We start from the raw sequence: 16,227 nt of genomic DNA on the forward strand, positions 1-16,227 counted from the left end.
TATACGGGGAGGTATTGCGAAAAGTGGATGGTAAAACGACCAGCATTGCGGCGACTGCGCCGCCGGCCGGTGCTGCACCCCTCACGCAGTGAAACGGGGGAGGGGTGCCGTGGCAGTCCGGCTGGGCAGCGGAAACGGCGGAGGGATGCCGTGCCTCCACCGGCAGCGGCGTCAGCCGCGCTACTGTGAGCGACGATGAAATCAACCCTGCGCGCCCCCACCGTGGCCCTGACCACTGCGGCCTTCACCGCCGCACTGCTGCTGACCTCCTGCGACGCCGAACCAGAGGCCCAGGAAGAAGCTCTCGGCGGGGGACCAGTCAGCAATTCGGGCCAGATCCGCGCTTCAGCGCCGGAGCCCACCGGCAAGCAGCTGTCCCACGACCGGCTCCGCAGTGCGCTGGAAGAGCAGTTCGACGGCGCCGAGATCACTGACACCGACACCTACTGGGCCGACCAGCGCGACCTCAATCGTGAGCTGCAGAAACTCGCGGTCAGCCCCACCGACTGCAAGTCCTTCGTGATCACCTCCGCACTGCCGGTGCCCTCCGGATCGCTCACCGCAGTGGCCCGCAGCGAGAACCGGCAGCGCGCGGTCTACAGCTTCGAAGACACCGAAGCCGCGCAGTCCTACGTGCAGAACGAGCAGGAGGGGCTAGCTGAATGCCGCGAGTACCGGGTGACCCGGGAACTCAACGATGAGCAGATCGAAGCCTCCACCACTCTGCGGCCCCTGGAGATACGCTCCGGAGCGGAAACCTCCTTGGCACTGCAGCGCCGGGTAGAGTCCGACGGCGACTCCGAACGCAGCGTCGGTGTGCTGCTGAGTCACGGCTCCCTGGTGGCGGTAGCTGTGGAGACCTTCGAAGAGGATCCCGACGAGGCAGAAATGGACCAGACCGTCGTCGAGCTGGAGGCAGAGGCCGCGGCGGTGCTCTCCCAGCTCACCGGAGAAGAGATCATCGCCCCTGAACCGGAACCCGAACCCGAGCCTGAGGAAGACTCAGACGAGACGGGCGGTGCCGAGGAAGGCGGGTCTGAAGACTCCACCAGTGCAGAGGACTCCGCGGAGGAGAACGACGACGCCGCTGACCCGGATAACGCCGCTGACCCGGATAGCAGCGAGCAGACAACAGATGAGACCGGCGGCGAAGAGAGCGGCGACGCCTAAGCCGCATCACCACCGGTAAACTCGGACCCCAGAGACCCGCGCCACCGAAGAGAAGCGAGACCCCTGTGCCCACACGCCTTTCCCACCTGTTCCTGCGCACCCTGCGCGAGAGCCCCGCGGACGCCGAGGTGGCCAGCCACCAGCTGCTGGTGCGCGCCGGTTATATCCGCCGCGCAGCTCCGGGCATCTACTCCTGGCTGCCGCTGGGTCTGACCGTGCTGCGCAAGGTGGAGCAGGTGGTGCGTGAGGAGATGAACGCCATCGGCGCCCAGGAGGTGCACTTCCCTGCGCTACTGCCCAAGGAGCCCTATGAGGCCACCGGCCGCTGGGAGGACTACGGGGACAACATCTTCCGTCTGCAGGACCGCAAGGACGCTGATTACCTGCTGGCTCCCACCCACGAAGAGATGTTCACCATGCTGGTGAAGGACCTCTACAGCTCCTACAAGGACCTGCCGGTCAACCTCTACCAAATCCAGACCAAATACCGTGACGAGGCTCGCCCCCGCGCCGGGCTACTGCGCGGCCGGGAGTTCATCATGAAGGACTCCTACTCGTTCTGCCTCAGCGATGAAGATCAGCAGGCCGCCTATGACGCCCACCGGGCCGCGTATCTGCGGATCTTCGAACGACTCAGCCTTGAGGTCGTCCCGGTGTCTGCAGTGTCCGGCGCCATGGGCGGATCGGCCTCCGAGGAATTCCTGCATCCCAGCCCGGTGGGTGAAGACACCTTCGTGGAGTCACCGGCCGGATACCGCGCCAATGTGGAAGCAGTCAGCACCCCGGCCCCTGAGCCCATCGACTACACCGACCTTCCCCCGGCCCAGGTCCATCACACCCCCGGCACTGACACCATCCAAACGCTGGTCGACGCCGCCAACGCCAACCACCCGCGCAGCGACCGCGAGTGGACCGCGGCAGACACGCTGAAGAACGTCGTCGTCGCCGTGGTCACCCCCGAAGGTGAGCGCCGGCTGGCCATCATCGGCGTCCCGGGCGACCGCGATGTAGACCTCAAACGTGCAGAGGCCACCATCGGCACGCAGCTGGGCATCGCCGGAGAGGTGATCCTGGAGGCCGCCACCGAGGCTGATTTCGCTAAGAACCCGGGCCTGGTGCGCGGATACATCGGCCCCGGGCTGAGCTTAGAGGAACCTCAGCTCGGTGCTGTCAGCGACGACGAGCAGAAGCCTGCATCGGTGACCGGAATCCCGTACCTGGTGGACCCTCGCGTGGTCTCCGGCACCAGCTGGATTACCGGCGCCAACGAACCTGACAAGCACGTCTTCGGGCTTGTTGCAGGACGAGACTTCAGCTGGGACGGCGTCATCGAATCCGTCGTCGTCCGTGATGGTGACCCGGCACCGGATGGTTCCGGACCGCTGGCTACCCGTCGCGGCATTGAGATGGGCCACATCTTCATGCTCGGACGCCGCTACGCCGAAGCACTGGGCCTGCAGGTCTTGGATGAGAACGGTAAGCGCGCCACCGTCACCATGGGCTCCTACGGCATTGGCGTGACCCGCGCGTTGGCGGCCATCGCTGAGTCGCATCACGATGAGAAGGGGCTGATTTGGCCGGCCGCACTGGCACCGGCCGATGTGCATCTGGTGGCCACCGGCAAGGGCACCGAGGTCTTCGACGCCGCCGAGCAGCTGGCTGCTGACCTGGAGGCCGAAGGCATCAGCGTGATCTACGACGACCGCCCGAAGGTCTCCCCAGGGGTCAAGTTCGGCGACGCCGAACTGCTGGGTGTGCCCACCATTGTGGTGGTCGGCCGCGGCCTGAAGGATGGCAAGGTCGAGCTGAAGGACCGCCGCTCCGGTGAAGCCCAGGAGGTTGAACTGAGCGAGGCAGTCGCCGTCGTTGCTGAGCGCGTCAAGGCACTGCGCTGAGTACTGGGGCAGCGCTAAGCACTGGAACAGAGCTGATTGCTGGAGCAGAGCTGATTGTTGGAACAGAGCTGATTGCTGGAACAGAGCTGATTGTTGAAGCAGGAACGATTTCTGGCACAGGACTGAGCGCTGGAGTCGGGTTCGTCACTGATGCGCCACCACCAGCGATGATCCAGTCCCTCGGCGACCTGCTGAGTGTGGAAGTCGGCGGCGTCGCTCTGCTGACGCTGCTGCTGTTGCTGCTGGCCGGATTCGCCGCAGGCTGGGTGGACGCCGTCGTCGGCGGGGGAGGGCTGCTGCAGCTTCCCGCGCTGCTGATGGTCCCCGGGATCACCCCGGTGCAGGCGCTAGCGACCAACAAACTCGGCTCCATCTTCGGCACCACCACCTCAGCCATCACCTATGCGCGCAGAGTACGGCCCAGTATGCGCACTGCACTGCCCATGGCCTTCGCCGCGCTGCTGGCCAGCTATGGTGGGGCGGTAGTGGCGGCCTCGCTGCCGGAGCAGATCATCCTGCCGCTGATCCTGGTGGCGCTGATCGGTGTGGGTGTCTTCACCGCGGTGAAACCCAATGTCGGGCAGCTGGAGAAGCTGCGGCACACCGGCATCAGCCACCTCTCGCGTGCGGCGCTGATCGGCATGATCATCGGCTTCTACGACGGCGTGCTGGGACCTGGCACTGGAACCTTCCTGATCATCGCGCTGGTCACTGTTCTGGGGTACAGCTTCCTGAACTCCTCGGCGCAGGCCAAAGTGGTCAATGTTGCCACCAATCTCGGGGCGCTGCTGTTCTTCGCCCCGGCCGGGCATGTGCTGGTGGTGTTGGGCCTGCTGCTGGGTGTGGCCAATATGCTCGGCGGCTACGTGGGCGCCCGGATGGCCATCGCCAAAGGCTCGAAGTTCATCAGGGTCGTTTTCCTGATCGTGGTTTTCGCTCTGGTGCTCAAACTCGGCTATGACGTACTGGCAGAATGGGGACCATGGCTGTTTCACCACGTGCAAGCTCTGACCGGCGCTTCCCAGATGAGCGCACCGCTGCCCTCGGCGCACTGATTGAACCGATTGCTGCCTCCCACGGGCTTTATCTGGAGGAACTGCAGCTGAAGCCCAGCGGTGCAGACACTGTGCTGCGCGTCGTCGTTGACTATGAGACCGGCACCGAACAGGTGGATCTGGACACTATCGCAGAGCTGTCCCAGGGTGTCAGCGAGGCGTTGGATAAGGATGATCCGCTGCCAGATGTGGACAGCTATGAGCTGGAGGTCAGTACCCCCGGGGCTACCCGCCCGCTGACCGAACCCCGGCATTTCCGCCGCAATATGGGGCGCCTGCTGGAGATCGAACGCGCCGGTGAACCGGTGCTCTCGGCGCGACTGAAAGAAGTCGACGACGACGGCGTGACCGTGGCTGAGATCAAGCCCGCACCCAAGAAGGGGATGGTCCCCAAAACCGGCCCCGACACACACATTCCCTATGCGTCAATCACTCGTGCCAGAGTGCAGGTAGAGTTTTCACACACGGAAGAGTGACGTCTACAGGCGTAAACAGGTTGGACCGGAGGCACAAGTGGATATCGATATGAGCGCCCTGCGCATGCTCGTCAAAGAGCGTGACATTCCCCTCGAGAAGCTGATACCTGCCATTGAGCAGGCGCTCGTGCTCGCCTATCACAAGAGCCCTGGTGCGCTGCAGCATGCGCGCGCTGAGATCGACCAGACCACTGGGCACGTGGCGATCTGGGCCAAAGAGCTGGACGAAAACGGCCAGGTGATCGGTGAATTCGATGACACTCCGAACAACTTCGGCCGGGTGGCGGCATCCACTGCGCGTCAGGTCATCATGCAGCGCATCCGCGATGCTGAAGATGACCAGGTCCTCGGGGAGTTCAAGGGCAAAGAGGGCGAGCTGATCTCCGGCATCGTCCAGCAGGGCCGCAACCCGCACATGATCCAGGTGGACATCGGCGGAGTTGAAGCGCTGCTGCCCCCGCAGGAGCATGTCCCTGGTGAGCAGTACACCCACGGTTCGCGTCTGCGTGCCTTCGTGGTGGATGTCCACCGCGGTTTCAAGGGGCCTTCAATTACGCTTTCCCGCTCCCACCCGGGTCTGGTGAAGAAGCTCTTCGCGCACGAGGTCCCCGAGATCGCTGACGGCACCGTGGAGATCACCTCTATCGCCCGCGAGGCAGGACACCGCACCAAGATCGCCGTGCGCGCACACCAGTCCGGTATCAATGCCAAGGGTGCCTGCATCGGTGCCATGGGATCACGGGTGCGTGCGGTGATGACTGAGCTGAACGATGAGAAGATCGACATCATCGACCACGACGACGATCCGGCGACTTTCATCGCCAATGCGCTGTCCCCGGCCAAGGTGAGTTCAGTCACCGTCCTGGACGAGGCCACCCGGTCAGCTCGCGCCGTCGTTCCGGAGTATCAGCTCTCCCTGGCCATCGGCAAGGAAGGGCAGAACGCCCGCCTGGCAGCCAAGCTCACCGGCTGGCGCATCGACATCACCTCCGAGGGAGCAGATGCCGAATGAGGAGTATCGAGCCCAACGCGGCCGAAGCGAGCACTTCAGGCCTGAAGGCGGTATCACCGAGTGCCCGCCGTCGGACCTATCACTGGTAGACTCGTATGGTTCCTGTCCGGACCTGCATCGGCTGCCGCCAACGGGCCGAACAGGATGAGGTTGTCAGATTCGCTGCCGAGGGCGCCCAGGTTGTCCTGGATTCCGCCCGGCGCAAGCCCGGTCGTGGAGCGTGGCTCCACCCGCGGCGCGAATGCCTCGACGCCGCGCTGAAGCGGAAGGCGTTTAGCCGCGCATTCCGCCAGCAGGTGGCGACTGACCAGCTCAGCTTTGAGCAGCTGCAGCGCTGATATGCAGCGCAACAGCCGTCCCGAAGCTGAAACATGAATGTCCGTAAACGATGAAGGCGGGTTGGAAAGAGATGAACACCCGATGAGCACCGACGGATGAGCAGCCAGTGATGAACACTCTCGGCAACTCCGTCACGGAATCAAGCACGTATCACGGCCTGATCCGATGAGCCGCTGACATCAGCCCCGCTGATTCAGCGGGGCATCGCGCGGGCCAGACAAGGAGAACAGTGGCCAAGGCCCGCGTACATGAGCTCGCCAAAGAGCTCGGCATTACCTCTAAAGAAGCACTTGCAAAGCTCCAGGAAATGGGCGAATTCGTAAAGTCGCCCTCCTCAACTGTTGAGCCCCCCGTTGCGAAGAAGCTTCGCCAGGCATTCCCCCAGGCAGACAACAAAGCAGAGTCCTCTGCGCCGAAGCCGGCACCTAAGCCCGCTCCGAAGCCTGCCCCCAAGCCCGCGGCAAAGCAGGAGACCCCTGCGGCCCCGCAGGCCGAGCAGACCTCCGACGCCGCCCCGGCAGCTCAGGCGTCCACCGATTCTGCTCCGAAGCCTCCGGCTGCGAAGCCCGCGGCCGCCCAGGGTTCGGACTCAGCTGAGACCGATGCTCCTTCCGCTCCTGCGGAGAACACCGGTGCACCCAAGCCCCCGGCACCGAAAGCCCCGGCGCCGAAGGCTCCTTCACCGAAGTCCGCGGCACCGCGTCCCGGTGCCAAGCCCGGTGGTCCGCGTCCGGGGAACAACCCCTTCGGCGTCGGCCAGCAGTCGCAGCGTTCCGGAGGCTCCTCCGGTGGCGCTTCCGGCGGCGGCCCACGTCCTGGCGGCCCCCGTCCCGGTGGTCCGCGTCCGGGCAACAACCCGTTCGCGCCCCGTCAGGGTATGCGCTCCGGTGAACGCACCGGCGGCCCCCGTCCCGGCGCGCCGCGCCCAGGCGGCGGTGCAGGTGCAGGTGCAGGCCAGCGTTCCGGTGCTCCCCGCCCGGGTGCTTCTGAAGGCCGTCCCGGTCCACGTCCAGGAGCACCTAAGCCCTCGATGATGCCGGGCCAGGCTCCGGCACCAGCACCAGGTCGCGGCGGCCCAGGCGGCGGTCCTGCCCGTCCCGGCGGCGGTCGTCCCGGTGGCGGCGGTCGTGGCCGCGGCGGCGCTGCAGGTGCCTTCGGTCGTGGAGGCTCCAAGTCCAAGGCTCGTAAGTCCAAGCGCGCCAAGCGCCAGGAGCTGGAGCAGAAGCACACTCGCGAGATCGGCGGTGTGCGCGTCCCCAAGGGTGACGGCACTACCGTTCTGCGGCTGCGCCGCGGCTCCTCCCTGGCAGACTTCGCTGAGAAGATCGGCGCAGAGCCGGCAGCGCTGATCACCGTGCTGATGAAGCTCGGTGAAATGGCTACTGCCAACCAGTCCCTGGACGAGGAGACCTTCGCGCTGCTCGGTGAAGAGCTGGGCTACCAGGTGCAGATCGTGTCCCCGGAGGACGAGGACCGCGAACTGCTGGAGACCTTTGACATCAACCTCGAGGACGAGGCTGCAGCAGAGTCCGAAGAGGACCTGTTCCCGCGTCCTCCGGTGGTCACTGTCATGGGTCACGTCGACCACGGTAAGACCCGCCTGCTGGATGCCATCCGCAACTCGGATGTCACCTCCGGCGAGCACGGCGGCATCACCCAGCACATCGGCGCCTACCAGGTCCATGTGCCGCATGAGGGTGAAGAGCGTGCGCTGACCTTCATCGATACCCCCGGTCACGAGGCGTTCACCGCTATGCGTGCCCGTGGTGCCAAGGTCACCGATATTGCCGTGCTGGTGGTGGCAGCCGACGACGGCGTGATGCCACAGACCATCGAGGCGCTCAACCACGCCAAGGCGGCCAACGTGCCCGTCGTCGTCGCGGTGAACAAGATCGATAAGGAAGGCGCGACCCCGGATAAGATCCGCGGTCAGCTCACCGAATACGAACTGGTTCCCGAGGAATACGGTGGCGACACGATGTTCGTGGACGTCTCGGCGCGGAACAACGTCAACATCGATGCGCTGCTGGAAGCTGTGCTGCTGACCTCTGACGCTGCTCTGGAGCTGAAGGCCAACCCGGATAAGGAAGCCCGCGGTGTGGCCATCGAGGCCAACCTGGACAAGGGCCGCGGTCCTGTGGCCACCGTCCTGGTGCAGTCGGGCACTCTGAAGGTTGGCGACAATATGGTCGCCGGCACTGCCTTCGGCCGTGTGCGCGCCATGTTCGATGAGAACGGCGACACTGTGGAGTACGCTGAGCCTTCACGTCCGGTTCAGGTCCTGGGTCTGTCCACCGTGCCGCGCGCCGGTGACAGCTTCCTGGTCACCCCGGATGATCGCACCGCACGCCAGATCGCTGAAAAGCGTGAAGCTGTGGAGCGCAACGCTCAGCTGGCCAAGCGTCGCAAGCGCATCACTCTGGAGGACTTCGACCAGGCTGTGGCCGAGGGCAAGATCGACACCCTCAACCTCATCCTCAAGGGCGACGTCTCCGGTGCTGTGGAAGCTCTGGAAGATGCACTGCTGAAGATCGACGTGGGCGACGACGTACAGCTGCGCGTCATCCACCGCGGCGTCGGCGCCATCACCCAGAACGACGTCAACCTGGCCACCGTGGACAACGCCGTCATCATCGGCTTCAACGTCCGGCCGGCGGAGCGGGTCACCGACCTCGCCGAGCGCGAGGGCGTGGACATGCGCTTCTACTCGGTCATCTACGCAGCCATCGATGACATCGAGGCCGCGCTGAAGGGCATGCTGAAGCCGGAGTACGAGGAGGTCGAGCTGGGCTCCGCGGAGATCCGCGAAGTCTTCCGTTCCTCCAAGTTCGGCAACATCGCAGGTTCGATCGTGCGCTCCGGTGTCATCCGCCGCAACGCCAAGGCACGCCTGGTGCGCGACGGCAACGTGGTGGGCGAGAACCTCACTATCGAGTCGCTGCGCCGCTTCAAGGACGACGCCACCGAGGTCCGCGAGGGCTTCGAATGTGGTATCGGCCTGGGCTCCTTCAACGACATCCGCGAAGGCGACATCATTGAGACCTGGGAGATGCGCGAAATCCCGCGTACCTAGCTGGTGCCGCCGGCGCGTGCACGCCGCGCTCGGCTCTCGGCTCACGCCGGACTTCACACCTAAAGCTGGTCCCGCGGGCGGGGGAAACCCCGCCCGTGTGGCCTCCACCGGGACCTTCACCCAGAGATATTCGCCTTCACCACGTTCGGGGATCGCTACATGCGGTCCCCGAACGTGTTCTAGGCTGAGAACAGACGCTGACGAAAGGAGCGCACCATGGCAGATTCAGCACGCGCATCACGACTGGCCGCACGCATCAAGGTGATTGTGGCCGAGGCCCTTCGCCGTCGGGTTAAGGACGAACGCGCGGAGATGATCACCATCACCGACGCTCGCGTCACCAATGATTTACAGCACGCCACCATCTACTACACGGTGCTGGCCGAAGACGACGCCGCCAAGGCCGGTGCCGAAGAGGTGCTCGCCGCTAACCAGGGCGCGCTGCGTCACGAAGTGGGCCGCCAGCTGAGCATCCGGCTGACCCCCACCCTGGAGTTCATCGCCGATGAAATCCCGGAGTCCGCCGCACATCTGGAAGACATCCTGCGCAAGGCGCGCGAAGAGGATGAACGCGTCCGTAACCTGCGCGGGGATGCCGACCCGCTGGCTACAGATGCCTACCGCAGCCAGGGCGAGCCCGAGAACGAGGACCGCTGATTGGGCAAGCGGCAGAAGCCTGAAGAGCTGGAAGTCGGTTCCGGTCTTGTCCTGGTGGACAAGCCGGCCGGCTGGACCAGCCATGACGTGGTCGGCAAGATCCGCAAACTCGCCGGCACCCGCAAGGTCGGCCACGCCGGAACACTGGATCCCATGGCCACCGGCGTGCTGGTAGTGGGCATCAACCGGGCCACCCGACTGCTGACCCACATTGTGGGCGTGGACAAGACTTACACCGCCACTGTCCGGTTGGGGGAGTCCACCACCACCGACGACGCCGAAGGTGAGGTCCTCAGCACACGCTTTGCCAATGCAGTGACAACTGAACGGATTGCCGAGGCTGTCGCTGCGCTGACGGGGGAGATCCAGCAAGTCCCCTCTACGGTCAGCGCCATCAAGGTCGATGGCCGACGCGCCTATGACCGCGCGCGCAGTGGCGAGGACGTTGAGCTGGACTCCCGGCCGGTCACCGTCCACCGCTTTGATGTGCTCGATACCCGGCGCGTTGACGGTGGAAAGCTCGTTGATATCGATATTGAGGTCCGGGTCTCCTCCGGCACCTATGTGCGGGCCCTGGCACGCGACCTCGGTGAAGCGCTGGAGACCGGCGGCCACCTCACCGCCCTGCGCCGGACGGCCGTGGGTCCCTACAGCATTGATCAGACTCTGACCCTGGAGCAGCTGGGGGAGGACTTCGGCTATATCGGCCTGGCAGAGGCTGCCGCACAGCTCTTCCCAGCCCGACAGATCTCTACTGAAGAAGCTGAGCATCTGCGCCACGGACGCCGCATCACCGCCTCGGCCCAATCCGAGGTCACCTACCCGGCACCGCTGTTGCAGGACGCACTGGCCAAGCCCGACACCAAAGACACCCCGACCCCGGCGGTGCTGAAATCCCGCCGCGAGGGACTCACCGCAGCATTCGACCCGGCCGGTGAGCTCATCGCCCTGCTGCGGGATATCCCGGCCAAACCGGGGGCGTCGTCGTCGCCGGATGCAGCCAAAGCGGCGGTGGCTGGGCCCAAGGCCATGCAGGCCAAGCCCGAGCTGGTGTTCGCGCAGGCAGACTGAGCCCTCGTGGCGATGGCGGCCCAGCGCAGCAGAGCAGCACAGCACAGGGCAGCGGGACCGCACCACGCTGCAGCCTCCACCAGCCCGGTGGCAAGCGTTTTACCCGGGCTTCGGGGTTTTACCTACCCGTATACGGGGCGGTAAAACTGATAGGCCCGGGTAAAGCGGATAAGCCCGGGAAAAACCTGCGCAGTCCCCCGATGGTGTTGAACACCGCACAGCAAAAGGGACTATGGGCACTGCGCGCGCGAGCGGTAGGAGTAGAATCTTGGGCGGCCCAATTCCGGGTCGGCCAATGCAACTAGGAGGCGCACGTGACCACGATGTTCATCATCGGAACCGTGATCTGCTCTCTCTCCACACTCATCTGCTGGGCCATGACCGCACTGCGCAGCCACCCGGCGGATTCCAGCATCATCAGCCTCGCCGCCGTCGAGCTCTACTTGGTGGTCTATTCGATCTACGCCGGAATCCGGCAGGCCACCGGAGCCTCCATCACTGGTGAGGCGTGGGAGTTCTGGGGCTACATTCTCACCGCCCTCTTGCTGCCGGTGGGTGTTTTCGTCTGGGCGATCGTCGATAAGACCCGGTGGTCGAACCTGGTGATGAGTTTTGTGGGACTTGTGGTGTTTGTGATGGTGTATCGATTGGAAGAGATCTGGTGGGGGAGCGCCCTGTGAGCAGTGAGCATTCAGCGTCCCGGCAGCCCGACGAGGACGAACGCGTCCTCCCTCCGGTAGAACCCGGCTTCGACGGCGAGCCCGAGTCAGCTGAGCTGACCCCGCGCAATCGCGGCATCGGAATGCTCATCATCACCGCCTACGGCATCTTCGCAGTATCCAGCTTCGCCCGGGCGTTGTATCAGATCCTCACCGATTTCGAGACCGCCCGGGTGGCCTACCTGCTCTCCGGATTCGCCGCCGGCGTCTACATCCTGGCCACCCTCGCCCTGGCCCGCACCAGTGCGAGGGCGTGGGTGGTGGCACTAGTGGCCGTGTTGGTGGAGATGGCCGGGGTCCTCGGCGTGGGGCTGTGGACGTTCCTGGACCCGGAGCTGTTCAACCGAGCCACCGTCTGGAGCCACTTCGGTGAAGGATACGGCTATATCCCGCTGATTCTGCCGTTCATCGGCCTGTTCTGGCTGCTGCGCCATCGGCCCATGCCCGCTAAGAACAGGAGCGTCAAGGACAGGACCGCCAAGAACAGCGCAGCCCAGCAGACGAGCCGCCCTCCGCAAAGCACCGGCTCAGCGTGACACGTAGGATGAATTCCGTGCAGATCTTCTACGGCCTGGAGGAGCTTCCCCCCGGACTGGGTGCCACCGCGGTGACCATCGGCAATTTCGACGGCGTCCACCAGGGACACCAGCATGTGCTGGCTCAGCTGACTGGCGAGGCTGCCCGCCGCGGTGTCCGCTCGGTGGTGGTGACCTTCGATCCGCATCCGGCGTTTCTGCACCGCCCCGAAGCAGTGCCCCAGCTGCTGACCGGCCTTGACGAGAAGCTCAGCCGACTGGCCTCTTTCAGCGATGAGAGCAGCGGTATCGATGCTGTCCTGGTCCTGAAGTACACCGCGGAGCTGGCCGCACACACTGCCGAGGCGTTCGTGCAGAAGTACTTCGTCCAAGCCCTGCAGGCTGCCGCTGTGGTGGTCGGCCATGATGTGCGCTTCGGCCGGGGGAACTCCGGTGACTTCAGCACAATGACCCAGCTGGGACAGGCCAATGGCTTCGCCGTCGTCGGTGTTGAGGATTTTGATGCCACCGGCCCCGACGGACGCCAGCTCAGCGCCCGCTGCTCATCCACCGCCATCCGTGCGGCCCTGGCTGAGGGGGATGTGGCTGCTGCGGCAGTGATGCTGGGCCGTCCCCACGCGGTGGTGGGCGAGGTGGTTCACGGAGAAGCCCGGGGCCGTGAGCTCGGATTCCCCACCGCGAATATCTCACGGGACTCCGAAGGGATGATCCCCGCTGATGGTGTCTACGCCGGATGGCTGACCGACACCCACGGCCAGCGCTGGCCGGCGGCGATCTCAGTGGGATCCAACCCCACCTTCGAGGGCGTGGCGCGAGTGGTCGAAGCCCACGTCATCGACCGTGAGCAGGACTCCGTGGAGGACTTCAACCTCTATGGTCAGCGGATGCGCGTGGAGTTTGTGCAGCGTCTGCGCGGAATGGTCGCCTATGAGGGTGTGGAGAAGCTGATCGCTCAGATGCGCGAGGATGTGGACCAGACCCGCCAGATCCTGCGCACTGCCGGGACCCCGATCACCCAGTAATGCCTGAGGCTCTGCGGTGACTGAAAGCCCTGACCCGGGCGCTGAGCCTGGGCATATGCCGAATCAGCCTGTACCTAATAGGCCGAAGCAGCGGCCGGTCGGTCAGGATCTGCTCACCGACCCGCAGCGGCGTCGTCGTCTGGGTGCTGCCTTTGACCAGAACCAGTCGTTGGCCCAGGCAAGGGAGTACGACGCCGTCCGCCCGCGGTATCCGCACCAAGCAGTCACCGCGATCCTGCAGCTGGCGCAGGCTTCAGCGCATTCGGCCCCGGTGATTGCCGATCTTGGCGCGGGATCCGGGATCCTGACGCGCGAGCTGCTTGCTGCCGGTGCCCACGTGCATGCGGTGGAGCCCGGTGCCACCATGCTGCAGGTGCTGATGGAGACTGCCGGTGATACGGCCGAGACTGCAGCTGTCGGCGAGTTCGACGGCCCGCCTTTGGGCCGACTGTTCACCCATCAACGACCGGCCGAGGACACCGGCATGGCTGCGGCCAGCTGCGACGTCGCCGTCGCCGCCCAGGCGTGGCACTGGTTCGACCCCGAGCGGATCCAGGAGGAACTTCGGCGGATTCTGGTTCCCGGCGGGGCGGTGGCCGTGGTGGGCAATTATCTGGACACATCCGATCCGTGGGTGCACCGGCTGACCCGGATCATGCGCGCCGGCGATGTTTACCGCCCGCAGTGGCAGCCCCGGCTGGAGGCCCCGCATTTCAGCCCAGTGGAGACTAACACGTTTCGGCACAGCCGCAGCATCACCCCGGAGGAGATCCTGCGACTGGCCACCACCCTGAGCAGTTGGCTGGCCGCCGATGACGCGCAGCGGGCTAGGCGCCGGGAGAATCTGACCTGGTACCTCTTCGAGCACCTGGGGCACAGCCAAGGGGAGGAGCTGCAGCTGCCGTATCTGACCACGCTGCATACAGCCCGGCTGCGCTGAGGCGGCGAACGTGGAGCAGGCGGGGAGATCTGCGTTCGGTGGTGCAGTTGGACCATATCTACGGCGCTTAAACGCATAAGATGCGGTCACACTGCGCCACCGTAAGAGGTCCGCTGGCATCGCGGCCTGATCCAGTCGATCTATAGAGGGACGAGCGGTCTCGCTTCGATCTACGGTCACGCGTCCTGACGACAGTTTCGGCTGATTTCGGGTGAATGAGACCTAAAGTCCCGTCATAATGCGTGACCGAACGGGAGCGTGGTCACTGGGCTGCCTGGCCATAGCACCTCCGCCGCGCCGTCGTACATCACCCGGGCATGGCCTGCAGCACCTCCCGCGCTGGCCCGCTGGTCCTCGAGCGGTGTAGACTTGATGGTTGCTGTGCTGCAGTCCGCGGTGGCCGGCACCGGTCCCTGGCCGAATCTGTTGAATCAACGGAGGACGCAAAGCCCGGATTCTGAACGCGGCACAAGAATAAGGAGCTTTTCCATGGCTTTGGATCCCGCTGTCAAGCAGCAGATCATCGAGGAGTACGCCACTGTAGAGGGTGACACTGGTTCACCCGAGGTTCAGGTGGCAGTGCTGACCCGTCGTATCACCGACCTGACTGAGCACCTGAAGATGCACAAGCATGATCACCACACCCGCCGTGGTCTGATGATCCTGGTTGGTCGCCGTCGTCGTCTGCTCAAGTACCTCGAGTCCAAGGACATCGAGCGCTACCGTGCGCTGATCAAGCGCCTCGGTATCCGCCGCTGATTCCGTCAAGGACAAGCTTCAGCGTCAAACGCTGAAACCAAGCATGAAACGGGCAGCTCCATACATTGGGGCTGTCCGTTTTGTATGCGAGACTAAGAACAGTGCCTATGAGAGCACCGATCATTGTGTCCGGTCCTCGGTAGTGGCCTCCGGAAAGCGTGAGACACCCGCGTCCGTGGGCTTCGATCGAAGACCGTCACATATGGCAACACCGCTCTCATGGGTGCTGCGAAACAGCAATCAACATGAGAGGAATCCCTACCAATGCAGGGACCTGAGGTTCACTATTCCGAAGCTGTGATCGACAACGGTCGCTTCGGCACCTCCACTATCCGTTTCGAGACTGGCCGTCTGGCTAAGCAGGCCGCCGGTTCCGCACTGGTCACCTTTGACGAGGAGACCACGCTGCTCTCGGCCACTTCGGTGGGCAAGCATCCTCGCGAGGGCTTTGACTTCTTCCCGCTGACCGTGGACGTCGAGGAGCGCATGTACGCTGCCGGCCGCATCCCCGGCAGCTTCTTCCGCCGCGAAGGCCGTCCCACCACTGACGCCGTCCTGGCTGCCCGTCTGATTGACCGCCCACTGCGCCCCGCCTTCAAGAAGGGCATCCGCAACGAGGTCCAGGTGGTGGAGACCGTGCTCTCCATCAACCCCGATGACCTCTACGACGTCGTGGCCATCAACGCCGCATCCATGTCCACCCAGCTCTCGGGTCTGCCGTTCTCCGGCCCCATCGGCGGTGTGCGTGTGGCACTGATCGACGACGGCAACGGCACCCAGTGGGTTGCCTTCCCCAAGCACTCCCAGCTGCAGACCGCTGTGTTCGACATGGTGGTCGCCGGTCGCATCGTCGGCGATGACATCGCGGTGATGATGGTCGAGGCTGAGGCCACCGATGACTCCTGGAAGCTCATCAAGGAGCAGGGCAAGACCGCTCCCACCGAGGAGATCGTGGCTGAGGGACTGGAGGCCGCCAAGCCGTTCATCAAGGTGCTGTGCGAGGCTCAGGCCAACCTGGCTGAACGTGCTGGCAAGGAGCCCATCGAGGTTCCGTTCTTCTTGGACTACCAGGACGATGTCTTGGAGGCTGTGAAGGCCAAGGCCGAGGAGCGTCTGTCCAACATCTACCAGATTGCCGATAAGCAGTCCCGCGAGGCAGCTGACGCCGAACTGAAGGCTGAGCTGGTCGAGGAGCTCGCCGGTGAAGGCAAGGAGTTCGAGGGTCGCGGCGGCGAGATCGCCAAGGCACTGGGCTCGGTGACCAAGCAGGTCATCCGCCAGCGCATTCTGCGCGACCAGGTCCGCATCGACGGCCGCGGCCTGACTGACATCCGTCAGCTGACCGCCGAGGTTGAGGTGCTGCCGCGCGTGCACGGCTCCGCCATCTTCGAGCGCGGCGAAACCCAGATCATGGGTGTCACCACGCTGAACATGCTGAAGATGGAGCAGACCATCGACAGCCTGTCGCCAGAGACCACCAAGCGCTACATGCACAACTACAAC

General features: G+C 64.6%; 14 protein-coding genes and 1 pseudogene. All 15 read left to right on the forward strand.

Annotation, left to right across the window (positions count from 1 at the left end; genetic code table 11):
• Positions 1-195 precede the first annotated feature (195 nt).
• The gene (locus TX78_RS05310) at positions 196-1,170 is read left to right on the forward strand and encodes a hypothetical protein (protein ID WP_044494256.1); all 975 of its coding nucleotides are present in this window, start codon (positions 196-198) and stop codon (positions 1,168-1,170) included.
• A gap of 65 nt (positions 1,171-1,235) precedes the next feature.
• Positions 1,236-3,065, forward strand: a complete 1,830-nt coding sequence (locus TX78_RS05315) for a proline--tRNA ligase (protein WP_044494258.1) — start codon at positions 1,236-1,238, stop codon at positions 3,063-3,065.
• 167 nt (positions 3,066-3,232) lie between these two features.
• Entirely contained in the window at positions 3,233-4,120 is an 888-nt protein-coding gene (locus tag TX78_RS05320) for a TSUP family transporter (protein ID WP_081652580.1), read from the forward strand.
• The gene (locus tag TX78_RS05325) at positions 4,048-4,596 is read left to right on the forward strand and encodes a ribosome maturation factor RimP (protein ID WP_044494260.1); all 549 of its coding nucleotides are present in this window, start codon (positions 4,048-4,050) and stop codon (positions 4,594-4,596) included. The genes TX78_RS05320 and TX78_RS05325 overlap by 73 nt, the downstream gene beginning before the upstream one ends.
• Before the next feature lie 37 nt (positions 4,597-4,633).
• On the forward strand, positions 4,634-5,608 hold the full coding sequence (gene nusA / locus TX78_RS05330; RefSeq protein ID WP_044494262.1) for a transcription termination factor NusA: 975 nt from the start codon (positions 4,634-4,636) through the stop codon (positions 5,606-5,608).
• Positions 5,609-5,703: 95 nt separating this feature from the next.
• A complete protein-coding gene (locus TX78_RS05335; RefSeq protein ID WP_044494264.1) occupies positions 5,704-5,946 on the forward strand; it encodes a YlxR family protein in 243 nt (80 codons plus the stop codon).
• A gap of 230 nt (positions 5,947-6,176) precedes the next feature.
• A complete protein-coding gene (infB, locus tag TX78_RS05340; protein WP_044494266.1) occupies positions 6,177-9,020 on the forward strand; it encodes a translation initiation factor IF-2 in 2,844 nt (947 codons plus the stop codon).
• Between the two features lie 216 nt (positions 9,021-9,236).
• A complete protein-coding gene (gene rbfA / locus TX78_RS05345; RefSeq protein ID WP_044494268.1) occupies positions 9,237-9,677 on the forward strand; it encodes a 30S ribosome-binding factor RbfA in 441 nt (146 codons plus the stop codon).
• A complete protein-coding gene (truB, locus tag TX78_RS05350; RefSeq protein WP_049897500.1) occupies positions 9,678-10,748 on the forward strand; it encodes a tRNA pseudouridine(55) synthase TruB in 1,071 nt (356 codons plus the stop codon). It abuts the gene before it with no gap.
• A 323-nt stretch (positions 10,749-11,071) separates the two neighbouring features.
• Positions 11,072-11,428: a hypothetical protein gene (locus TX78_RS05355; protein ID WP_044494270.1), complete on the forward strand. Its 357-nt coding sequence runs from the start codon at positions 11,072-11,074 to the stop codon at positions 11,426-11,428.
• Complete coding sequence (locus TX78_RS13130) at positions 11,425-12,003, forward strand: hypothetical protein (protein ID WP_233722175.1); 579 nt, start codon at positions 11,425-11,427, stop codon at positions 12,001-12,003. The genes TX78_RS05355 and TX78_RS13130 overlap by 4 nt, the downstream gene beginning before the upstream one ends.
• Positions 12,004-12,011: 8 nt before the next feature.
• Positions 12,012-13,025: a bifunctional riboflavin kinase/FAD synthetase gene (locus TX78_RS05365; protein WP_044494272.1), complete on the forward strand. Its 1,014-nt coding sequence runs from the start codon at positions 12,012-12,014 to the stop codon at positions 13,023-13,025.
• Positions 13,026-13,041: 16 nt separating this feature from the next.
• Positions 13,042-13,965 (forward strand): class I SAM-dependent methyltransferase, encoded by a 924-nt coding sequence (locus TX78_RS05370; RefSeq protein WP_147640425.1) that lies wholly within the window; start codon positions 13,042-13,044, stop codon positions 13,963-13,965.
• Positions 13,966-14,454: 489 nt separating this feature from the next.
• Entirely contained in the window at positions 14,455-14,724 is a 270-nt protein-coding gene (rpsO, locus tag TX78_RS05375; RefSeq protein WP_044494274.1) for a 30S ribosomal protein S15, read from the forward strand.
• 264 nt (positions 14,725-14,988) lie between these two features.
• Positions 14,989-16,227, forward strand: a pseudogene (locus TX78_RS14210) (polyribonucleotide nucleotidyltransferase); the annotation flags it as partial.

Source organism: Nesterenkonia massiliensis, from assembly GCF_000455245.1.
GTDB classification, from domain to species: Bacteria; Actinomycetota; Actinomycetes; order Actinomycetales; family Micrococcaceae; genus Nesterenkonia; species Nesterenkonia rhizosphaerae.